18 protein-coding genes, 1 tRNA gene, 3 rRNA genes and 1 riboswitch are annotated in these 21,688 nt (G+C 64.9%); of the genes, 10 read left to right on the plus strand and 12 right to left on the minus strand.

The features are described 5' to 3' along the window. Positions 1 to 2: 2 nt before the first annotated feature. Together DXT68_RS12105 and DXT68_RS12110 are read left to right on the plus strand one after the other, a co-directional pair. Positions 3 to 722, plus strand: coding sequence for a response regulator transcription factor (locus DXT68_RS12105; protein ID WP_244268142.1), 720 nt, complete (start codon positions 3 to 5; stop codon positions 720 to 722). Next, on the plus strand, positions 719 to 1,654 hold the full coding sequence (locus DXT68_RS12110) for a sensor histidine kinase (RefSeq protein ID WP_052677635.1): 936 nt from the start codon (positions 719 to 721) through the stop codon (positions 1,652 to 1,654). Before DXT68_RS12105 ends, DXT68_RS12110 begins: the two co-directional genes overlap by 4 nt. A gap of 101 nt (positions 1,655 to 1,755) precedes the next feature. On the opposite strand, the gene rrf is transcribed toward DXT68_RS12110, so the two are convergent. From rrf to galU, 7 genes are all read right to left on the minus strand, one after another. Then, positions 1,756 to 1,872 (minus strand): 5S ribosomal RNA (gene rrf / locus DXT68_RS12115). Between the two features lie 105 nt (positions 1,873 to 1,977). After that, positions 1,978 to 5,082: ribosomal RNA gene (locus DXT68_RS12120) — 23S ribosomal RNA — on the minus strand. Positions 5,083 to 5,493: 411 nt separating this feature from the next. Then, positions 5,494 to 7,018 (minus strand): 16S ribosomal RNA (locus tag DXT68_RS12125). Together the 16S, 23S and 5S rRNA genes form the textbook arrangement of a ribosomal RNA operon. 795 nt (positions 7,019 to 7,813) lie before the next feature. Next, positions 7,814 to 7,889, minus strand: a tRNA-Ala gene (locus DXT68_RS12130). A 47-nt stretch (positions 7,890 to 7,936) separates the two neighbouring features. After that, the gene (locus DXT68_RS12135; RefSeq protein ID WP_045252627.1) at positions 7,937 to 8,782 is read right to left on the minus strand and encodes a hypothetical protein; all 846 of its coding nucleotides are present in this window, start codon (positions 8,780 to 8,782) and stop codon (positions 7,937 to 7,939) included. 77 nt (positions 8,783 to 8,859) lie between these two features. Next, entirely contained in the window at positions 8,860 to 9,471 is a 612-nt protein-coding gene (locus DXT68_RS12140) for a GNAT family N-acetyltransferase (RefSeq protein ID WP_045252631.1), read from the minus strand. 46 nt (positions 9,472 to 9,517) lie between these two features. Beyond that, positions 9,518 to 10,405 carry a UTP--glucose-1-phosphate uridylyltransferase GalU gene (galU, locus tag DXT68_RS12145; protein WP_045252626.1) on the minus strand — a complete coding sequence of 296 codons (888 nt, stop codon included), beginning with the start codon at positions 10,403 to 10,405 and terminating at the stop codon, positions 9,518 to 9,520. Between the two features lie 40 nt (positions 10,406 to 10,445). On the opposite strand from galU, the gene DXT68_RS12150 reads away from it, so the two are divergent. The 3 genes from DXT68_RS12150 to mscL are packed head-to-tail and all read left to right on the plus strand — an operon-like array spanning position 10,446 to position 11,793. After that, entirely contained in the window at positions 10,446 to 11,042 is a 597-nt protein-coding gene (locus DXT68_RS12150; RefSeq protein ID WP_045252625.1) for a 5-formyltetrahydrofolate cyclo-ligase, read from the plus strand. Between the two features lie 15 nt (positions 11,043 to 11,057). Then, a complete protein-coding gene (locus tag DXT68_RS12155) occupies positions 11,058 to 11,330 on the plus strand; it encodes an FmdB family zinc ribbon protein (RefSeq protein WP_045252624.1) in 273 nt (90 codons plus the stop codon). A gap of 40 nt (positions 11,331 to 11,370) precedes the next feature. Then, on the plus strand, positions 11,371 to 11,793 hold the full coding sequence (gene mscL, locus DXT68_RS12160) for a large conductance mechanosensitive channel protein MscL (protein WP_045252623.1): 423 nt from the start codon (positions 11,371 to 11,373) through the stop codon (positions 11,791 to 11,793). Between the two features lie 114 nt (positions 11,794 to 11,907). On the opposite strand, the gene DXT68_RS12165 is transcribed toward mscL, so the two are convergent. Beyond that, on the minus strand, positions 11,908 to 12,135 hold the full coding sequence (locus DXT68_RS12165; RefSeq protein ID WP_045252622.1) for a hypothetical protein: 228 nt from the start codon (positions 12,133 to 12,135) through the stop codon (positions 11,908 to 11,910). Further along, positions 12,128 to 15,796 carry an ATP-binding protein gene (locus DXT68_RS12170; RefSeq protein WP_082068762.1) on the minus strand — a complete coding sequence of 1,223 codons (3,669 nt, stop codon included), beginning with the start codon at positions 15,794 to 15,796 and terminating at the stop codon, positions 12,128 to 12,130. The genes DXT68_RS12165 and DXT68_RS12170 overlap by 8 nt, the downstream gene beginning before the upstream one ends. Positions 15,797 to 16,033: 237 nt before the next feature. Here DXT68_RS12170 and DXT68_RS12175 point away from each other — a divergent pair, with 237 nt between their 5' ends. Continuing rightward, positions 16,034 to 16,549, plus strand: coding sequence for a methylated-DNA--[protein]-cysteine S-methyltransferase (locus DXT68_RS12175; RefSeq protein ID WP_045252621.1), 516 nt, complete (start codon positions 16,034 to 16,036; stop codon positions 16,547 to 16,549). Positions 16,550 to 16,625: 76 nt separating this feature from the next. Here DXT68_RS12175 and DXT68_RS12180 read toward each other — a convergent pair whose 3' ends face one another. Both DXT68_RS12180 and DXT68_RS12185 read right to left on the minus strand, forming a co-directional pair. Beyond that, on the minus strand, positions 16,626 to 18,263 hold the full coding sequence (locus DXT68_RS12180) for a monocarboxylic acid transporter (protein ID WP_045252620.1): 1,638 nt from the start codon (positions 18,261 to 18,263) through the stop codon (positions 16,626 to 16,628). Then, complete coding sequence (locus DXT68_RS12185; RefSeq protein ID WP_045252619.1) at positions 18,260 to 18,607, minus strand: DUF485 domain-containing protein; 348 nt, start codon at positions 18,605 to 18,607, stop codon at positions 18,260 to 18,262. The genes DXT68_RS12180 and DXT68_RS12185 overlap by 4 nt, the downstream gene beginning before the upstream one ends. A 109-nt stretch (positions 18,608 to 18,716) precedes the next feature. Here DXT68_RS12185 and DXT68_RS12190 point away from each other — a divergent pair, with 109 nt between their 5' ends. The 3 genes from DXT68_RS12190 to DXT68_RS12200 all read left to right on the plus strand — a co-directional run bounded on the left by DXT68_RS12190 (position 18,717) and on the right by DXT68_RS12200 (position 20,428). After that, positions 18,717 to 19,574 carry a LuxR C-terminal-related transcriptional regulator gene (locus tag DXT68_RS12190; protein WP_045252618.1) on the plus strand — a complete coding sequence of 286 codons (858 nt, stop codon included), beginning with the start codon at positions 18,717 to 18,719 and terminating at the stop codon, positions 19,572 to 19,574. A gap of 66 nt (positions 19,575 to 19,640) precedes the next feature. After that, positions 19,641 to 19,708, plus strand: a riboswitch (guanidine-III (ykkC-III) riboswitch). A gap of 11 nt (positions 19,709 to 19,719) precedes the next feature. Then, entirely contained in the window at positions 19,720 to 20,046 is a 327-nt protein-coding gene (locus DXT68_RS12195) for a DMT family transporter (RefSeq protein ID WP_045252617.1), read from the plus strand. A gap of 37 nt (positions 20,047 to 20,083) precedes the next feature. Continuing rightward, on the plus strand, positions 20,084 to 20,428 hold the full coding sequence (locus tag DXT68_RS12200; RefSeq protein ID WP_045252616.1) for a histone-like nucleoid-structuring protein Lsr2: 345 nt from the start codon (positions 20,084 to 20,086) through the stop codon (positions 20,426 to 20,428). Position 20,429: 1 nt separating this feature from the next. On the opposite strand, the gene DXT68_RS12205 is transcribed toward DXT68_RS12200, so the two are convergent. Continuing rightward, positions 20,430 to 21,074, minus strand: a complete 645-nt coding sequence (locus DXT68_RS12205; protein WP_082068761.1) for a MarR family winged helix-turn-helix transcriptional regulator — start codon at positions 21,072 to 21,074, stop codon at positions 20,430 to 20,432. A 77-nt stretch (positions 21,075 to 21,151) separates the two neighbouring features. Here DXT68_RS12205 and idi point away from each other — a divergent pair, with 77 nt between their 5' ends. After that, the gene (gene idi, locus DXT68_RS12210; protein ID WP_045252615.1) at positions 21,152 to 21,673 is read left to right on the plus strand and encodes an isopentenyl-diphosphate Delta-isomerase; all 522 of its coding nucleotides are present in this window, start codon (positions 21,152 to 21,154) and stop codon (positions 21,671 to 21,673) included. The last annotated feature ends 15 nt before the right edge of the window (positions 21,674 to 21,688 follow it).

The following is a 21,688-nucleotide window of genomic DNA, read 5'->3' on the forward strand; positions in this document are numbered from 1 at the left end:
CGGTGAACATCGCCGAGCGCCCCCGGATCCTCCTGGTCGACGACGACGCGGCCATCACCGACGCCCTCGCCGCGTTCCTCGGTCGCAGCGGCTTCGATGTCCGTGTGGCCGAGGACGGCAGGATCGGCCTGCTCGAGGTGACACGCGACGTCCCCGATCTCGTCGTCTGCGACGTGCTGATGCCACATGTCGACGGCCGGGAGTTCGTGCGCCAGGTCAGAGCGCGACAGCTGTGGCTGCCGATCATCCTGCTCACCCAGGTCGGCGAGTCCTGGGAGCGCAGTGCGGCGCTCGACGAGGGTGCGGATGACTATCTGAACAAGCCCTTCGATCCGCATGAGCTCATCTCTCGCATCAGAGCGGTGCTGCGACGGACCGCCCAGGGAGCGGGGTCGTTGCGCACGGCCGTCCGATTGCAGGCGGGCATTCTGCTGCTCGACCGCACGGCTCGCCGAGTCTGGCGCGGAGCCGACGAGGTGGCGCTGACTCCGAAGGCGTTCATGCTTCTGGAGTACCTGATGCTGCACCCGCAGGAGGTCCATTCCCGGGAGCGACTGCTGTCGACGCTGTGGGGATTCGAATTCGCGACCTCGAGCCGCGCGGTGGACCACCGCATCGCGGAACTGCGTCGCGCGCTCGGGGACAATCATGCCGAGACGCGCCTCATCGAGACGGCGCAGAGCATGGGCTACCAGTTCACCGCGAGGGTGAGCGGAGCATGAAGCGGGCGACCGACGTCACCCTCGGCGTCCTCACGGCGGTGCCGATCGTCACATGCGCGGCCGTCGCCGGCACCATGCTGCTCACCGGAGACCCGCGGATCCTGGCGATCGACCTCGCGCTCCCGGCGGGGGTGGCCATCGTCGGAGTCGCGGTGTCGGTGCTCCCCTTGTCTGCCCTTCTGGCGCGCCGCGTCCGAGCGCGCGCGACCGCCCGGCTCGCGGAGTCGCACGCCGCCGCTGCACAGGCCGCCGCGTCTCAGGCCCGCGCCGATCACCGCCGCTTTCTGGCACGGCTCGACCATGAGCTGAAGAACCCCCTGACCGCGATCCGCGCGACGGCTGTCGCCGCGCAGGAGGGCGACGAGAGCGATGCGTGGCGGACCGTCGACGTGCAGGCAACGAAGCTCAGCACGCTCGTCCGCGATCTGCGTAAGCTCGCGGAGCTCGAGAGCAGACCGCTCGAGACCGAGACGGTCGTGCTCGAGGACCTGCTGAACGAGGCCATCGAGGCGCTCGTCGATCAGCAGCCTGCGGCGCGGGGTCGGGTGACGCTGTCAGTGACCCGTGTCCCGTGGGCGGTGCCTCCTCTCCCGCTCGACCTCGATCTCATCTCGCTCGCCGTCGACAACGTCCTGTCGAACGCCGCGAAGTACTCCGCACGCGGCCCCATCGAGGTGCGACTGCGCGAGCACGAGGGGTGGGCGCTGATCGAGGTGGCGGATGCCGGCCGGGGAATCCCCGCGGCCGAGCTCCCCATCGTCTTCGACGAGCTCGCGCGCGCGCAGAACGCGCGGGATGTCAGCGGGTCAGGCATCGGCCTGTCGTTGGTGACGACCGTGATGCGACTGCACGGCGGGGATGTCTCCATCCGCTCGGCGGAAGGCGCCGGCAGTCTGGTGACGCTGCGACTGCCTCTGCACCGCATCCGCTGAGCGCCCGGGCTCCAGGTGAATCTCGGGGGTCTCGTCGCCGCGACGCGCACGTTAACGCAGAAAAGCCACCCAACATTGGGTGGCTTTTCTGTATAAAAGAAGTCCGGCGGTGTCCTACTCTCCCACAGGGTCCCCCCTGCAGTACCATCGGCGCTGTGAGGCTTAGCTTCCGGGTTCGGAATGTAACCGGGCGTTTCCCTCACGCTATGGCCGCCGAAACACTATAGATGTTTCAATCAAACACATAACAAAGTCATTGTCATGCGGTTCTCGACCGTACATCGAGAACCACTCAGTGGACGCGTAGCACCAACAAACGGTGTGTTATCAAGTCATCGGCTTATTAGTACCAGTCAGCTGCATGCATTGCTGCACTTCCACATCTGGCCTATCAACCCAGTAGTCTGGCTGGGAGCCTCTCACCCGAAGGTATGGAAATCTCATCTTGAGGCCGGCTTCCCGCTTAGATGCTTTCAGCGGTTATCCATCCCGAACGTAGCTAATCAGCGGTGCTCCTGGCGGAACAACTGACACACCAGAGGTTCGTCCAACCCGGTCCTCTCGTACTAGGGTCAGATCCTCTCAAATTTCCTACGCGCGCAGCGGATAGGGACCGAACTGTCTCACGACGTTCTAAACCCAGCTCGCGTACCGCTTTAATGGGCGAACAGCCCAACCCTTGGGACCTACTCCAGCCCCAGGATGCGACGAGCCGACATCGAGGTGCCAAACCATGCCGTCGATATGGACTCTTGGGCAAGATCAGCCTGTTATCCCCGAGGTACCTTTTATCCGTTGAGCGACAGCGCTTCCACAAGCCACTGCCGGATCACTAGTCCCGACTTTCGTCCCTGCTCGACCTGTCAGTCTCACAGTCAAGCTCCCTTGTGCACTTACACTCGACACCTGATTGCCAACCAGGTTGAGGGAACCTTTGGGCGCCTCCGTTACTTTTTGGGAGGCAACCGCCCCAGTTAAACTACCCACCAGGCACTGTCCCTGAACCGGATTACGGTTCGAAGTTAGATATCCAGAGTGACCAGAGTGGTATTTCAACAATGACTCCACACGAACTAGCGTCCATGCTTCACAGTCTCCCACCTATCCTACACAAGCCACACCGAACACCAATACCAAGCTGTAGTAAAGGTCACGGGGTCTTTCCGTCCTGCTGCGCGTAACGAGCATCTTTACTCGTAATGCAATTTCGCCGAGTTCGCGGTTGAGACAGTTGGGAAGTCGTTACGCCATTCGTGCAGGTCGGAACTTACCCGACAAGGAATTTCGCTACCTTAGGATGGTTATAGTTACCACCGCCGTTTACTGGGGCTTAAATTCTCAGCTTCGCCTTGCGGCTAACCGGTCCTCTTAACCTTCCAGCACCGGGCAGGCGTCAGTCCGTATACATCGTCTTGCGACTTGGCACGGACCTGTGTTTTTAGTAAACAGTCGCTACCCACTAGTCTCTGCGGCCACCACACGCTTTTGGAAGCAAGTCCCTATACGCGGATGGCCCCCCTTCTCCCGAAGTTACGGGGGCATTTTGCCGAGTTCCTTAACCACGATTCTCTCGATCTCCTTGGTATTCTCTACCTGACCACCTGAGTCGGTTTGGGGTACGGGCGGCTAGAACCTCGCGTCGATGCTTTTCTTGGCAGCATAGGATCATCCACTTTTTATCCGCATCGTGTCTCAGCCTACGTGAACGGCGGATTTGCCTACCGTTCGGCCTACGCACTTGCACCAGGACAACCATCGCCTGGCTTGGACTACCTTCCTGCGTCACACCTGTTAATACGCTAACCGCACCAGAATGGGGTCGTGCGCTAGGCCCAGAGCGTCACCCCGAAGGGATCAGTCACTGGGATTCAGACACTTAGCACTACTGGATTAGCTTGGGCGGTTCTTCGCCGGTACGGGAATATCAACCCGTTGTCCATCGACTACGCCTGTCGGCCTCGCCTTAGGTCCCGACTTACCCAGGGAAGATTAGCTTGACCCTGGAACCCTTGGTCTTTCGGAGGACGTGTTTCTCACACGTCTTTCGCTACTCATGCCTGCATTCTCACTCGTGTAGCCTCCACGGCTGGTTTACACCGCCGCTTCGCTGGCCACACGACGCTCTCCTACCCATCAACACGGCTGGACCACGAAGGCCTACCAATAATGTCAATGCCACAACTTCGGTGGCGTGCTTGAGCCCCGTTACATTGTCGGCGCGGAATCACTTGACCAGTGAGCTATTACGCACTCTTTCAAGGGTGGCTGCTTCTAAGCCAACCTCCTGGTTGTCAAGGCAACTCCACATCCTTTCCCACTTAGCACGCGCTTTGGGACCTTAGTTGGTGGTCTGGGTTGTTTCCCTCTCGACTATGAAGCTTATCCCCCACAGTCTCACTGCTGCGCTCTCACTTACCGGCATTCGGAGTTTGGCTGACGTCAGTAACCTTGTAGGGCCCATCGGCCATCCAGTAGCTCTACCTCCGGCAAGAAACACGCAACGCTGCACCTAAATGCATTTCGGAGAGAACCAGCTATCACGAAGTTTGATTGGCCTTTCACCCCTATCCACAGCTCATCCCCTCAGTTTTCAACCTAAGTGGGTTCGGTCCTCCACGACGTCTTACCGTCGCTTCAACCTGGCCATGGATAGATCACTTCGCTTCGGGTCTAGGACATGCGACTGAATCGCCCTATTCAGACTCGCTTTCGCTACGGCTACCCCACACGGGTTAACCTCGCCACATATCGCTAACTCGCAGGCTCATTCTTCAAAAGGCACGCTGTCACAGCTACTAAGGCTGCTCCAACGGTTTGTAAGCAAACGGTTTCAGGTACTATTTCACTCCCCTCCCGGGGTACTTTTCACCTTTCCCTCACGGTACTTGTCCGCTATCGGTCATCTGGGAGTATTTAGGCTTATCAGGTGGTCCTGACAGATTCACACGGGATTTCACGGGCCCCGTGCTACTTGGGATACTCTTCGCGCCACGGTTGGCATTTCGACTACGGGGTTGGCACCCTCTATGACCGGCCTTTCAAGACCGTTCGTCTATACCATCGTGTAACGCCGCCATCTCGGCAGAGATGACTGAAAAGTCCCACAACCCCCAACGTGCAACGCCTGCCGGCTATCACACACGCTAGGTTTAGCCTGTTCCGGTTTCGCTCGCCACTACTAACGGAATCGCGGTTGCTTTCTCTTCCTGTGGGTACTGAGATGTTTCACTTCCCCACGTTCCCTCTACCCGCCCTATATATTCAGGCGGGAGTCACTAGGTCGGCACGCCGCCCAGCGGGGTTTCCCCATTCGGACACCCTCGGATCAAAACTTGCTTATCAGTTCCCCGAGGCTTATCGCAGATTGCTACGTCCTTCTTCGGCTCCAGATGCCAAGGCATCCACCGTTTGCTCTTAAAGACTTGAAATCACATGAGTTTGAATCAGAATCGACGTGAACCCCGAAGGATCCACATGAAATTGACTAATGATCTTTAAGATCATCTTGTGCAACCGACCGAAGCCGGCTGCAAGATGCTCGCGTCCACTGTGTAGTTCTCAAAGTACGGGCGGTACCCCTACCAGCAACCCCCACAGGGGAAACCAGAAGAGGCCCAGAGGTACGAAAAACGATCCGAAGATCGCATCCGGTCCCTCAGGACCCAACAGCGTGCAGACACCCCGCTCACAGAACCCCACTTTCCAACCGACCCGAAGGCCAGCGTACTCACGAGACTCAGCTGCGCTGATGTCATGTCAAATGTTCCACCCATGAGCTCCCAGCAGAGACGAACGCTCTGATCTGGGTTCTGGACTCCGAAGAGTCAGATGCTCCTTAGAAAGGAGGTGATCCAGCCGCACCTTCCGGTACGGCTACCTTGTTACGACTTAGTCCTAATTACCGATCCCACCTTCGACGGCTCCCTCCACAAGGGTTAGGCCACCGGCTTCAGGTGTTACCGACTTTCATGACTTGACGGGCGGTGTGTACAAGACCCGGGAACGTATTCACCGCAGCGTTGCTGATCTGCGATTACTAGCGACTCCGACTTCATGAGGTCGAGTTGCAGACCTCAATCCGAACTGGGACCGGCTTTTTGGGATTCGCTCCACCTCGCGGTATTGCAGCCCTTTGTACCGGCCATTGTAGCATGCGTGAAGCCCAAGACATAAGGGGCATGATGATTTGACGTCATCCCCACCTTCCTCCGAGTTGACCCCGGCAGTATCCCATGAGTTCCCACCATTACGTGCTGGCAACATAGAACGAGGGTTGCGCTCGTTGCGGGACTTAACCCAACATCTCACGACACGAGCTGACGACAACCATGCACCACCTGTTTACGAGTGTCCAAAGAGTTGACCATTTCTGGCCCGTTCTCGTATATGTCAAGCCTTGGTAAGGTTCTTCGCGTTGCATCGAATTAATCCGCATGCTCCGCCGCTTGTGCGGGTCCCCGTCAATTCCTTTGAGTTTTAGCCTTGCGGCCGTACTCCCCAGGCGGGGAACTTAATGCGTTAGCTGCGTCACGGAATCCGTGGAATGGACCCCACAACTAGTTCCCAACGTTTACGGGGTGGACTACCAGGGTATCTAAGCCTGTTTGCTCCCCACCCTTTCGCTCCTCAGCGTCAGTAACGGCCCAGAGATCTGCCTTCGCCATCGGTGTTCCTCCTGATATCTGCGCATTCCACCGCTACACCAGGAATTCCAATCTCCCCTACCGCACTCTAGTCTGCCCGTACCCACTGCAGGCCGGAGGTTGAGCCTCCGGATTTCACAGCAGACGCGACAAACCGCCTACGAGCTCTTTACGCCCAATAATTCCGGATAACGCTTGCACCCTACGTATTACCGCGGCTGCTGGCACGTAGTTAGCCGGTGCTTTTTCTGCAGGTACCGTCACTTTCGCTTCTTCCCTGCTAAAAGAGGTTTACAACCCGAAGGCCGTCATCCCTCACGCGGCGTTGCTGCATCAGGCTTCCGCCCATTGTGCAATATTCCCCACTGCTGCCTCCCGTAGGAGTCTGGGCCGTGTCTCAGTCCCAGTGTGGCCGGTCACCCTCTCAGGCCGGCTACCCGTCGACGCCTTGGTGAGCCATTACCTCACCAACAAGCTGATAGGCCGCGAGCCCATCCCCAACCAATAAATCTTTCCAGTAACTGACCATGCGGCCGCTACTCGTATCCAGTATTAGACGCCGTTTCCAGCGCTTATCCCAGAGTCAGGGGCAGGTTGCTCACGTGTTACTCACCCGTTCGCCACTGATCCCACAGAGCAAGCTCCGTGTTCACCGTTCGACTTGCATGTGTTAAGCACGCCGCCAGCGTTCATCCTGAGCCAGGATCAAACTCTCCGTAAAAAAAGAAATGCATACCCCACCGGGAAAACGGTGACGCAGCGAGTTTGATGCTGACCAAAGAGACAAATTCATTGCTGACTTCATCCGAATGCCAACCCCCCGAAAGGAGTTGGTCTTTGATCCAAAGGAATTCTCACCCAGCCGAAGCTAGACGAGGATAATTTGGCATTTGACAAGTGCACGCTGTTGAGTTCTCAAGGATCGGATGCTCCCACGACCCAGTCATCACAACCAGGCCCGAAGGGCAACTTCTCTATCTTATCTGTGTCATTCCGGCTGTCAAATCGACTCGCCGTGATGATCAGAACCAGATCTGCAGCTCGGGGCTCAAGGCCGCCGAGGCAACTTCACTAGTTTATCCGTTTCGGACTCGCTGTCAAATCGACCGCTTGTCCGAGGTGGACGCTCCAGGTCAGACAGAAGTATGTCTGCGATCTTCTCCGAGGAGCTGATCGAGTGGAGGTGGTTCTCCGCTTGAGGGGGGTAAGGCTCTCGGCCTCTCCGCTTCCCTGTGGGGCGAACAAGTAATAAGTTACGCGGGATCCCGGGTTCCGGCAAATCATGGGCGCCCGCCGGGCGTGTCGCCCGGATTCCCGCGGAGAGTGGGGAGTCGCACCCGCCCGCTGCTGAAGCGACGACCGCATCGAGTCCGGCCTGGGATGCGTGCGACGCCACCTGTACCGGGGGACGATGTCGCGCGCAGCATACGAAGAAAGCCACCGGGGAACCGGTGGCTTTCTTCGTGGTGCGTCGTCCGGATCCTCGGGATGCATCCCGTGTTCCGACTGCTGACTGTGGTGGACCTAAGGGGATTCGAACCCCTGACCTCCTCGATGCGAACGAGGCGCGCTACCAACTGCGCCATAGGCCCTTACGTGTTCTACGCTATCACGCCCGCCGCGCCGATCGCGTCGCGCATCATCCGGCTGCGCGCTTGGCGAGGAGGTCGCGGACGTGCGCTTCGATCTCCGCGTCGTCGACGTACCCCATCCGGGCGAAGGGCGACGCCGCCGCCGGCATCTGCACGGGGGTGGGCGGTGCCATCTCCTCTGCGCGGGCGCGAAGTTCGGCGAGTCGGGCCGCAGAGCGACGCCCCTCCTGCGCATCCATCTCGGCACGTGCCACCTGTGCGCGAGACCCCGCCACCGAGACCAGAGGTTCGGGCAGCGGGCGTGGTGTCCAGGTCGCCGGACCCTGATCGTGCAGCGCCGGCGCCACCCGCTCCACCGGCTTCTCCTCGACCCGCACCGAACGCCGTGCCGCACGCGCCGCGACCGACGACATGCGCTGCAGGGCGATTCCGGCCACGGTCACCAATACCGCACCGACCCAGATCAGCAGCGATGCCTGCACGGTCAGCAGCTGCCAGACACCGAGTCCGGCCAGGGCGAGCCCGAGCAGCAGAGCAGAGGTGGCGGTCATCCGCACGCGTCGACGGGCACGAGCCTGTCGCACAGCGGGATCCGCCTTCGTGGCGGCCAGCTCTTCGCGGAGCAGGGCGAGTTCGCCGGCCTCTCTCTCGGACTGCAGTCGCTTCGCGAGCTTCTGCTGCGCCAGCGCCGTGCGGGCGTTGAGCTCGAGGCGGACTTCGGTGGGCGTCTCGCTCGTCTCCGCGAGCACCCGAAGCGCCTGGTTCAGTCGAACCGCATTGCGCTCCGCCGCGTCGTACTGGAAACGTCCACGCCAGGAGGGCAGCAGGTAGAGCATCCACAGGAGCACAGCGACGAGCACTATCACTCCCCCGCTCAGCACCGGCCCGTCCATGTCGACAACGGTACGGGAACATCGTTGCTCACACCCCTCATCCGGGGCGTGTGTCGCGACGAGTTACGGGGCTGCGATCAGATCGCGAGCCGGTCGGCGGGAGGGATGGTCGCGGCGCCCGGAGGGACCTCCCCGCTCAGCCATCGCGCCAGCACTCCCTGCGGCACATCTTCGCGGGTCAGCGAGAAGGCGTAGTGATCCCGCCAGTCCCCATCGATGTGGATGTACTTGCGGCGCAGTCCCTCATACCGGAAGCCGAGCTTCTGGACGATGCGCAGACTCGCGGCGTTCTCCGGACGGATGCAGATCTCCATGCGGTGCAGCGCGAACTCGGTGAAGCAGGCATCGGTCGCGAGAGCGACGGCGGTGGGCGTGATGCCCTTGCCCGCGAAGCGCTCGCTGACCCAGTAGCCGATCGTCGCCGAGCACAGGGATCCCCGTGCCACTCCCCACACGTTGAGTTGGCCGGCGATCTCGCCGTCGTACTCCATGACGAACGGATAGCCGGACCCGTCGCGGTACTGCTGCAGGAGCCGGCGGATGCTGAGCCTCATGTCGAACGAGACGGCACCGTACGGCACCGTCGCCTCCCACGGCTGCAGCCAGGATCTGTTGCTCAGCAGCTCGTGCTGAAGCGTCCTGGCATCGCGAGGGCGCACGAGGCGCAGCTCGATGGGACCATGTCGCATCCCCGTCGCCTGATCCATCCGAGCGCTCCCCACGCCGCGATGACGCCTAGAGGCGTTCCGCGAACTCCTTGAGCCACGGCCGCAGCTCGGGGCCGAGGTCCTCGCGGTCCGAGGCGAGCTGCACGATCGCCTTGATGTAGTCGACCCGATCGCCCGTGTCGTAGCGTCGACCGCGGAAGGTCACTCCGACGACGCCGGGACCGTCGGGGCGCGTGGCGAGCTCCTGCAGAGCATCCGTCAGCTGGATCTCGCCGCCCTTGCCCGGCTCCGTGCGCTCGAGCACCTCGAAGATCGACGCCGGCAGCACGTAGCGGCCGATGATCGCGAGGTTCGAGGGGGCGTCCTCCTGTGCGGGCTTCTCGACGAGACCGGTGACGCGCACGGCGTCCGATCCTTCGAGAGGCTCGACGGCGGCGGCGCCGTACATGTGGATGTTGGCGGGGTCGACCTCCATGAGGGCGATCACCGCGGCACCGGTGCGCTCGTGCTCGGCGATCATCGCGGTGAGCAGCGGATCGCGCTCATCGATGAGGTCGTCACCGAGGAGCACGGCGAACGAGCTGTCGCCGACATGGGTGCGCGCACGCAGCACTGCGTGACCGAGGCCCTTCGGCTCGCCCTGACGGACGAAGTGGATGTCGGCGAGATCGCTCGACTGCACGACCCTGGCGAGGCGGCCCGTGTCGCCCTTCTCCATGAGCTTCACCTCGAGCTCGGGGACCGAGTCGAAGTGGTTGGAGATGGCGTTCTTGTTGCGTCCGATGATCACGAGGATGTCGTCGATGCCGGCGCTCGCGGCCTCTTCGACGACGTACTGGATGGCCGGCTTGTCGACGACCGGCAGCATCTCCTTCGGCATCGCCTTCGTCGCGGGAAGGAATCGTGTCCCCAGTCCGGCGGCGGGAATGACAGCCTTCATCTTCTGTGTACCCATCCTGACAGCCTAGCGGGGATGCCGCCGTAGACTCGGAGGCATGTCCACCGACGTCGAGCACCAGAAGCGCGCGCTGCGCGCCGAGCTCCGCGAACGACGCCAGCTGTTGAGCGACGCACAGCGCGAGACCGCAGCATCGGCGATCGCGCAGCGTCTGGACAATCTCGTCGAGACGCTCGGTGCGCGATCGATCTCCTGCTTCCTGTCCTCGACGACCGAGCCGGGGACCAGGGAGTTCGTCACCGGCGCCGTCCGTCGCGGCATCCGCGTGCTCCTTCCCATCACCCGCGCGGACGGCCTGCTGGACTGGGCCGTCGCCACCGAGGACGACGATGTGGTCGAGGGGCTCTTCGGTCTGCCGGAGCCGACGGGCGAAGTCCTCGGACCCATCGCTGTGAACGATGTCGACCTGATGATCATCCCCGCAGCCGCCGTGGACCGCGGCGGCATGCGCATGGGGTGGGGCCGCGGATACTTCGACAAGACCATCGGCTCCATGGAGAGGTGCCCGCCCGTCTACGCGGTCATCTATGATTCCGAGGTACTCGATCTCCTGCCCCGAGAGGTGCACGATCAGCCGGTCACCGGTGTCGTCACCCCCACGCAGACCCTTCTCCTGTCGCATCCGCGACACTGACCCTCGAGGATCGCCATGCCGACCTATGCCTATGCCTGCCGCTCCTGTGGCCACGCCTTCGACGCCGTGCAGAGCTTCTCCGACGACGCGCTCACCGTCTGCCCCGAGTGCGGCGGAGAGCTGCGCAAGCAGTACGGGTCGATCGGCGTGACGTTCAACGGATCCGGCTTCTACCGGACCGACTCGCGAGCCGGGTCTGGTGCTTCGTCGTCCGCCCCGGCATCATCGAAGTCCGAGTCGACGTCGAGCTCCGCTCCGGCGCCCGCGACGACATCCACCACGTCCTGACCTCCACCACTTCCTGACATCCATCACTGAGGGGCACATCATGCTCAAGGGCTTCAAAGACTTCATCCTGCGCGGCAACGTCATCGACCTCGCCGTCGCCGTCGTCATCGGCACCGCATTCACGGCGATCGTCACCGCCGTGGTCAACAGCATCATCACCCCGCTCGTCTCCCTCTTCTTCAAGGCGGACGCGACGGGCCAGTTCGGCCCGCAGCTGCCGAGCATCTACGGCGACACGGTCACCTTCCCGATCGGCGACCTGATCTCGGCGATCATCAGCTTCCTCTCGGTCGCCCTCGTGGTGTACTTCGTCTTCGTGCTGCCGATGAACACGTTCAAGGCGCACGTCGAGGCGCGCAAGGGCACCCCGGCCGAAGAGCCGCAGGAGGAGCCGGCCGCGGCCACCGAGGCCGAGCTGCTCGTCGAGATCCGCGACCTGCTCGCTCGCAACCCGCGCGGCTGAGACTCGCCGCATCGACGAAGCGCACGGTCCGTCAGGGCCGTGCGCTTCGTCGTACTCCCGCAGGACAGGTGCGTCACGACCGGAGTGCGTGGCGGGAGAGCGGGCCGTGCACGGTCAATAGTGCGGAGGGACGTCCTGCATCAGGCGATCGTCGTTCGGTCCCGCCGGCTGCGCATCGGTGCGGACGCGGCGTGCGACGAATGCCGGGGACTGAGTCGCCCCGACCGCGGAACCCTCAGGATCGGTGTCGGTGCCGTCGACGGGGGTGAGCCTCGCGCGGCGGGATCCCGGCACCCGCACGACCTGCTGGCGTGCGGCAGCGGGTTCGTGATCGTCAGTCATGCTGCGGATCGATGAGATCGATCGGCTGGGTGTCGTTCTCGGCTCTGGCGGCGGATGCCGAGATGCCCAGCACCTCGCCGATGCGTGCGGCGGCGGTCACCGGGTCGCTGTAGAGGTCGAAGGCGTGCACGCGCACGTAGTGCCAGCCGAGGCGGCGCAGGACATGCGGGCGCAGGCGCAGGGTCTCGCGCAGCGACTCGCCGCGGGACTCCGGATCGGGCTCGATGACCACGGCCTTGCCGCCGTACTGGGCCACGAGCGGCAGCAGGCCGCGATAGTCCACGTCGACCGCGGCGCCCAGGCGGCGCAGCTCCCTCGCGAGCGCCAATGTGAGCGGGTCTGCGAGATCTTCGAGACGGGCGTCCCTGCCTCGCGCGGCGAGACCGCCGAGGATCGACATCAGTGTGGCGGCGCCGTGTTCGAGTCGGCCGTCGTCGAATGCCGACGGGCGGATCGACGAGACGATGACCATGGAGCGTCGGGCCCGCGTCATACCCACGGTGAGCAGTCGTTCGCCGTCGGGAGTGGAGAGGTCGCCGAAGTCGCTGAGCACGCGGCCGTGCTTGGTGAGCCCGAAGCCGAGCGAGAAGATCACCCGATCGCGGCTCTCGGCGACCGACTCCTCGAGAGTGAGCACGGAGAACGGCTCGGCGGTGTCGCGACCGACGAAGTCCGCGACGTCGGAGCGACCGGCGAACGCCGACGTGACCGCCGCACGCACACGCTCGGCGTGCCGACGGCTGGCCGTGACGACCATGAGCGATTCATCCGGACGGTGCACGGCATGCTCGACGACCAGGGTGACCACGCGGGCCACCTCGGCCTCGGGGCTCTCGACCGCGCCGGAGATCGGGTCGGGTGCTCCCGTGCCGCCCTCCACGTAGTCCACGGTCAGGCTGCCGCGACCGAGGTACGACCCGGCCCAGGGCAGCGAGACGATCTCTCCGCCGTAGAACGCGTCGTTGATGAGCTCGGCGAGGTCTTCCCCACCCGCGCGATAGCTGCGGGTCAGGGTCATGACGGGCAGCAGCTCCGACAGCCGCTCGAAAGCCGACACCGAGTCGAAGGGAACCTCGTGCTCCCACTCGTCGCCCGGATCGACCGCGACGTGGAACGGGGTCGGGAGCTGGGTGACCGGGTCGCCGAACGCGACCACCTGGCGAGCCCTGCGGATCGCCGGTGCGGCCTCGGCGAGGTTGATCGCGGCGGCGTCGACGAGCAGCACGGCGTCGAAATCGACGGAGTCCGGGATCTGCGGAACCAGGTAGGGGGAAGAGATCCAGACCGGCGCGAGCACGTCGACCAGGGTCGGCGCGGAGCTCACGATCTCGGCTGTCGTCGTCGCGGGCTGCTTCAGGGCCCGACGCAGATTCTGCGATTCCTGAGGCTCGTCGACGATGGCGATCTTCCACTGGTTCGCCAGCTGCCAGGCCAGCAGCGGACCCGCCATGGCGGCGTGCGCCTCGTCGACGAGACGGAAGTCGCGCTCGAGTCTGTCGACGACGGCCGTGTTGGCGCCGAGGAGCGCGCGGTCGTCCTGCAGCGCCCGCTCGAGCAGGGTCTGCCACCACGCGAACTCGAGCTCGTCACCCACCCGCGCCTCGGCGACATGTCGCACCGAGAGCTCGGCCAGCAGCGGCTCGAGCCCGAGGTCGGCGAGACGGTCGCGCAGCTGCGCCCGCTCGACGAGGTTGTCGAACACGTCGGACTTCGCAGCGAGACCTGCGAGGGTGCGCACCAGACGCGCGACCGGCAGGGTCGCCAGCGGCTCGCGGCGTCCGAGAGCCACGTCGAGCTCGGCGAGCTCGGCCGTGACCCGCTGCCATGCGGAGTGCACATCGGCGAGTCCGAGCGGGACCTCCGGAGCGACGCCCGCCTCGACACAGCGCTGCCACTGGGTGCGCTGCGCCTGGATGCGCAGCAGGGACTCGTGCATCTCGGTCACGTGCACCCCTGGACGCACGTACTCCTTGGCGAGGCGACGGAGCCTGCGGCGGTTCGCCCCGGACATGTTGGGGGCATCACGCCGGGAGCCGTGGGCCTGGATGAGCTCGCCCAGCGGCCGCTCGAACACGGTCGGGCTGAACCGATCGAGGGAGTCGCGGATCCCCTGCAGCAGTCGCAGGTACTCCCCCAGCTCGTCGATCGTCGAGAAGGGGCGCATGTGGGTCTGCGAGATGAGCGCGTATCCGCGCTCCAGCAGCGCCGGCACGCTGTCGGCGTGCAGGCGACCGGCGAGCTGATGAGCCGATCGCGCGGCCTCCGTGCTGGAGAAGGTCACGCCGTACCACGGGGAGTCGTCGGGGCCGAAGCGGAACTCTCCGAGACGTGCGGCCTGCGCCAGGGCGGATGCCGCCGCAGAGCGATCGTCGGCCAGTGTGCGCAGCGTCTCGGTGCTCAGGCGCGCGGTCGTCGAGGGCGGTGTCGGAAGAGAGGCGAGCTTGGTCAGGTGCCGCGTGGCGTCGAGCACCGACGAACCGGTGCCCGCCACGGGCGCGGTCAGTGCATGACGATAGTCGCGCAGGACCGTTCGCAGCCGCACGAGCGCGTCGTCGACGTCGCTCACCTTCGGCGCCGTGGCCTTCTCGTTTCGGCCGATCGCCCGCACGAGGTCTCGGCGGACGCTCGCCGGCGACACCGCGAGACTGTCGAGGCCGATGCCGGCGAGGCGATGACGCACGCCGTCGAGGGTCGATCGCCGTGCGGAGACCACGAGCACGCGCTTGCCGCCTCGCACGAGCTCACCGAGCGCGTTGATCACGGTCTGGGTTCCGCCGGTGCCGGGAAGCGTGGCGACGGTCAGCGAGTGACCGGCGGCGATCCTGGCGAGGACGGCCTCCTGCTCGGCATCCGCGTCGAGCAGCAGGTTGTCGGATGCCGGCGCGCGGTCATCCGGTCCCGTGTGGTGCGGCTCCGGCCTGCGAGCCGAGACCTGCTCTCGGTCGCCGACATGGCCGGCGAGCGCGTTGAGCACGATGTGGTCGAGGCTGCCCCCGTCGCGTGACATCGCGCCGCCGACATCGGCGAAGGTCGAGACGACGAGTCGGGGCAGCACGGTGAAGGTGTCGATGGAGCGGGTCGTGGCTCGGAGGCTGTCGATCACCGGCTGCGGTTTGAAGATCCCGCCGTCGTAGGCGAGCGACGCGAGGGCGGCGGCATCGATCGTGATGCCGAAGTGCTCCCGCGCGATGCGGACGAGCTCGGGGTTGACCTCAAACGCCCCCTGCAGCTTGAGCTCGAAGTCGGAGTGGTGGCGGCGGATCGCCAGGGGACGCAGAAGGACGGGAGCGGCGAAATCCGCGCCCCCGATGCGCCAGCCCGCGACTCCGACCGCGAGGTGCACCGCTTCGATCCCGCGGACCGTGCGCAGCTCGGTGTTCTTGGCGGTGATCCGCTCGGCTGCGAGCCTGGCCGTGCGCAGACCGACCTCGTCGCGGAACAGATTGGAGAGCAGCGTCGATCGTCCCGTGATGAACTGCGGCAGGCTGCCCGGGTGCGCCTTGGAGATGTCGATGCTCGACTCGACCGTGTCGCGGAAGTTCACCAGAGGTGAGGAGCCGCCCAGATCGGCGGCCTCTGCACGCAGTCGCGTCCGTGCGGCTTCCGCCGCGTGCGCGATCCCCGAGACGGATGCCGAGCCGAGGGGCGCGCCCAGGGTCACCGAGGCATCGATCGCTGCGTCATCCACAGCCTTGCCTTCACGTCGCCACACACCTCACACCCTAAGCGCGACACGCTCGTGAGGCTGTATCCCTGGCGGGTTTCACCGTATTTCCGCCGTGGTCACGCACCGGCGCGGCCCCGGACTCCTCCTGCACCGGGCCGCATGCACGACAGCGGATCCCCGGCTCCCGTGATCCGGCCGCGGGCGCGAGGGCCGGGGCGTCAGTATGGACGCATGACCTTCCGCTACGACTTCGCCCCCACCCCCTTCGGGGATGCGCTCGCGGTGTTCTCCGACGACGGCATCGTCCGGTTCGACCTCTCGGAATCCGAAGACCCCTCCGTGCCCTGGCTTCTCGAGAACGTCTCGCATCGCCTGGGCGCCGTGCCGGAACCGGCGCCGGGTGCCGCCGACGAGCTCTCCGCCCTGCTCGACGACTACTTCGACGGAGTCGCCGTGCGCTTCGACGAGCTGCTCACCTGGGACTGGCGGCTGGCCGACGGCTTCGCGCGGGCGGCACTGCAGACCATCACGACGATCGAGTGGGGCGAGACGATGAGCTACGGCGAGGTGGCGGCGCTCGCGGGTCACCCCGGGGCGGCACGGGCGGTGGGCACCGCCTGCCGCAACACCCCGTTCTCGATCATCGTCCCCGTGCACAGGGTCGTCCGCTCCGACGGCTCGCCGGGGCACTACGGCACCCATCCCGAGCGCAAGCGCTTCCTGCTGGATCTCGAGACGGCGCGGTGACGACGACGTGGACCCCGACGTGTAGGCCGTCGGGGTCCACGTTCCGCTCACCCGCGCGACGGCGGGCTCGCAGCGGTCAGTGATCGACCGCCTTCTCCGCACCGAACCCGGTGAGCGAGCGCACCTCCATCTCGGCGGCGAGCTGCGGCGATTCCTTCGTGCGGCTCGTGATCGTGCCGAGCCAGCCGAGGAAGAACCCGAGCGGGATCGACACGATGCCCGGGTTGTTCATGGGCCACAGCACGATGTCGATACCCGGGATCATCGACGTGGGCGAGCCGGAGAAGACCGGGGACAGCACGATCAGGATGATCGCGGCCGCCAGTCCGCCGTACATGCTCCACACCGCACCGCGGGTGTTGAAACGACGCCAGAAGAGCGAGTACAGGATCGTGGGAAGGTTGGCCGAGGCCGCCACCGCGAACGCCAGCGCCACGAGGAACGCGATGTTCTGTCCCTGCGCGCCGATCCCGCCGACGATGGCGAGGATGCCGATCACGACGACCGTCCGACGGGCCACCCGCACCTCGGCATTCGGATCAGCCGTGACCGGGGCGCCCGCCGCGTCCTTCTTGCCCTTCTGGATCACGTTCGCGTAGATGTCGTGCGCGAAGGACGCGGCGGCCGTGATCGTGAGCCCGGCGACCACCGCGAGGATCGTGGCGAACGCGACCGCCGAGATGAACCCGAGGAGCACAGGGCCGCCGAGGTAGAGCGCGAGCAGCGGGGCCGCGGAGTTCGGCCCGCCCGGAGCGGCCGCGATCACATCGGCGCCGACCAGGGCGCCGGCGCCGTAGCCGAGCACCAGCGTCAGCAGGTAGAACCCGCCGATCAGCCAGATGGCCCAGACCACCGATCGCCGCGCCTCCTTCGCGGTGGGCACCGTGTAGAACCGCATCAGCACGTGCGGCAGACCCGCGGTTCCCAGCACCAGCGCCATACCCAGAGACAGGAAGTCCCAGGGGTTCGCGCCGTACTGGAGCCCCGGTCCGAGGATCGCCTCGCCCTTGTCGGAGTTGGCCACGGCGGCTTCGAGAAGCGTGTTGAGGTTGAACCCGTTGATGGCCAGCACCCAGATGGTCATGGCGATGGCACCGCCGATGAGCAGGAACGCCTTGACGATCTGCACCCAGGTCGTGCCCTTCATTCCGCCGATGAGCACGTACACGATCATCAGCACGCCGACCACGGCGATCACGATCGACTGCCCCACCCGACCGTCGATGCCGAGCAGCAGCGAGACCAGCCCCCCGGCCCCTGCCATCTGCGCCAGCAGATAGAAGAAGCACACCGCGAGCGTCGTGATCGCGGCCGCCATGCGCACCGGCTTCTGCTTGAGCCGGAACGACAGCACGTCGGCCATCGTGAACTTGCCGGTGTTCCGCATCAGCTCGGCCACCAGCAGCAGCGCGACGAGCCAGGCGACCAGGAAGCCGATGGAATACAGGAATCCGTCGTACCCGTTGATCGCGATCGCCCCGCAGATGCCGAGGAACGATGCCGCCGACAGGTAGTCGCCGGCGATGGCGAAACCGTTCTGGGGGCCGGTGAACGAGCGTCCTGCTGCGTAGTAGTCGGCCGCCGTCTTGTTGTTGCGGCTCGCGCGGATGACGATGAACAGCGTCACCGCCACGAAGGCCGCGAAGATCGAGATGTTCAGGATCGGGTTGCTCTCGACGGTCGGGGCGGCGGTCGCCGCATGCACCGCGTTCATGCGTCGCCCTGCGCCTTCTCGAGCCCTTCGCGGATCTCCGTCGCTATCGGATCGAGTTTTCTGTTCGCGAATGCCACATAGCCCATCGTGATCGCGAATGTGGTGACGAACTGGCCGAGCCCCATCAGCAGGCCGACGGTGATATCGCCCCACACCCGCTGCGACATGAAGTCGATCGCGAATGCGGCGAGCAGGACATAGACGAAATACCAGATCAGGAAGAATGCCGCGAGCGGGAAGATGAACGACCGCTGGGTCTTCTTCAATTCACGGAATCGGGGGGATTCTTCGATCGCGATGTAATCGATCGCACCTGCGGAATCCGCCGTCGGATGGTCGGTCATGGGGCCTCCTTGCCACATGGTCTACGGCTCGCCCTCGCCTGCCGGGCGAATGATAGGGTCGACGCTACGAAACGGGGAACAGCGCCGTCACCCCCGAAAGTAGGTAGTCGTGAGCACATCGACCACGAGCGAGTCGGAGACCGACCTCGTCGCCCGTGCAGTGCGCGAACTCGCCCAGCGCACCCGGTTTCCCGTGACGTTCGGCGGCCTGATCGACGACGGGGTCGTCAGCGTCACGAGCATCGTCGGCAACCGCACGCGCAGCCTCGACGGTCTGCGCGTCAAGCCCGAGCGCGGCCTGGGCGGGCGCGCGATGATGGAGCTGCGTCCGCGCATGACGAACGACTACGGCTCGTCTCAGCAGATCACGCACGACTACGACGTCTTCGTGCTCGGCGAGGGGCTGCGCACCCTGCTCGCGCTGCCGATCATCGTCGACGGTCGTCCGCGCGGAGTGCTCTACGCCGGGTCGTGGGACCGGACGCCGGTGGGGGGCGTGACCACGGCCCCCGCGATGCAGGTCGCCCATTCGGTCGCGGAGGAACTGCGCATCCGAGACGAGGTGGAGCGACGCCTGCGAGCCGCGGGCCCGACATCGGGCTCGGTGCCGGCGCGCCAGCGCGAAGAGCTGCGGGAGAGCTTCGCAGAGCTCCGCAGCATCGCCGCGTCGGTCGACGACGTGGATCTGCGTGCGCGCATCGCCCAGGTGGAGCGCCGGCTGGTGACCCTCTCGGGTGATGCCGCGACAGCGACGACCGGCCCCATCCCGATCGTGCACCTCTCCCGCCGGGAGACGGATGTCCTCGCCTGCGCGGCCCTCGGTGCGACCAACGGCGAGATCGCCTCTCAGTTGGGACTGCGCGAGGGCACCGTGAAGGCCTACCTCGGCACGGCGATGTCGAAGCTGGACGCCTCGACCCGGCACGCCGCGGTCACGAAGGCGCGTCGGGCGGGCCTGCTCCCCTGACCGAGGCTCCCGATGACGCAGGCGCCGGGTGCACAGCCCCTGCCCAGCGCGCGCGGCTAGCCTGGACGACGGTCGGCGATCACCGACCCCGGACGAGGCAGACCAGTACCCGGTGAGCGCAAAGACTGGTCCGAAAGGACCACTCATGTCGTGGATCGTGCTGATCGTCTCCGGAGTCCTCGAGGCCGTATGGGCGACCGCTCTCGGTAAGTCCGAAGGACTCACCAAACTCTGGCCGAGCGTCATCTTCGTCGGCGGACTGCTTCTCTCGATGGTCGGTCTCGCCTTCGCGATGCGCGAGATATCCACCGGCACCGCCTACGCCGTGTGGGTGGGAATCGGCGCCACCCTCACGGTCGTGTGGGCGATGGCGACCGGGGACAGCGATATCTCCTGGCCCCGCATCCTGCTTCTGCTGGGATTGGTCGGATGCATCGTCGGACTGAAATTGATCGACCCGGGTCACGAATAATGCGCGTCGATTGCTGACACCGCGGTAATGTCATCACATGGCTAGAAGAATTGTGCACCAGTTGGTCGATGACATCGATGGGGCGGTCCTGGAGGTGGGCGAAGGCGAGACCGTGCATTTCTCGCTGAATGGCACCTCGTACGAGATCGACCTCAATACCGCGCACGCCGAGGAATTGCGTGCGGCGCTGGAGCCCTATATCTCGGCAGGGCGCAGGGCCGGGTCCTCGAGCGCGACGCGTTCCGCTGCACCGAGAAAGCGTCAGGGACGCAATCCTGAGGTCGCTGCGATCAGGGCCTGGGCGAATGACAACGGCTACACGCTGTCGGAGCGGGGACGCATCCCCAATCCCGTCGTCGAGGCGTACAACGCCGCGCACTGACTCACTCGGAGGTCGCGACTCCGGCCTGGGCCCACGGCTCATCCCGGATCGCGATCTCCTGCGCCATGTCCGAGAGGAAGCGGATGACCACGTCCCGCTCCTCCGGCGTCAGCCTGGCGGCCGAGTAGAACCGCTTGGCCTGCTGCTTCCCCACGGTCTCCATGGCCGCCTGGCGGGTCTCCGGCGTGATCGAGATCGCCAGCGCGCGTCGGTCGGTCGGATGCGGGGCCCGGCGGATGTGTCCGCCCTTCTCCAGCCGATCCAGCAGCTTCGTGGTCGAGGCGGTCGAGATTCCCAGGTGCGTCGCGATCGCACCGGGCGTCGCGGTCGCACCCCGGTTCTCCGACACGATCAGGTAGTGCAGAGCCCTCATGTCCGTGTCGTTGAGACGCATATAGCGCCGCGACGCGAGAGACAGCTTCTGCTCCGCATCTCTGAGTTCGCCCAGGGCGCCCATGACCTGCGCGATCTGACGCAGATCTTCGGGGTCGACGCCCGAGCGATCGACGAGGGTGCTGCGGGGATCACTCGAATCCACGTCGTAGAGCGCCGCGTGCGACAACCTCTCGACGGGCTCCTCTTCGCGTGACACGAGCGCATCCGACGCGCCGCCCCCGCGGGGACTGGCGTCGGGTCCGTTGCGCATGACATCATGCTACACACGATTGGATTCATGTTATGTTGATTATTAGCTAAGCTAGCGAAATCGAGGAGGTTCCCCCGATGGATGAGGTCACCCTCCTTTCCCCTGACGGAGTCGCGATCGGAGCACTCGCGAAAGACGCCGTGCACACCACCGACACCCCCCTGCATCTGGCCTTCTCGTGCTACGTGCTCGACCGCGAGGGACGCCTGCTCGTCACCCGCCGAGCACTGGCGAAGCGCACCTGGCCCGGCGTCTGGACCAACAGCTTCTGCGGACACCCGCGCCCCGACGAGGACATGACGGATGCCGTCCAGCGGCGAGCACTCGACGAGCTCGGACTCCGGATCACCGATATCTCGCTGGCTCTGCCGGACTACCGCTACCGGGCTGTGGACGCGAGCGGCATCGTCGAGAACGAGATCTGCCCCGTGCACGTCGCGATCGCCGACGGCCCCCTCTCCCCCGATCCCGACGAGGTCGCGGAATGGGCGTGGGTCGACCCCGCCGTTTTCGCCCGGTCGGTCAGCGGAGCGCCCTTCGCCTTCAGCCCCTGGCTCACCGAACAGCTCCCCCGCCTTCGCGAGCTCGGAGTCGTCTGATCATGCCGTCGGTGG

This window comes from Microbacterium foliorum (assembly GCF_003367705.1).
Lineage (GTDB): Bacteria > Actinomycetota > Actinomycetes > Actinomycetales > Microbacteriaceae > Microbacterium > Microbacterium foliorum.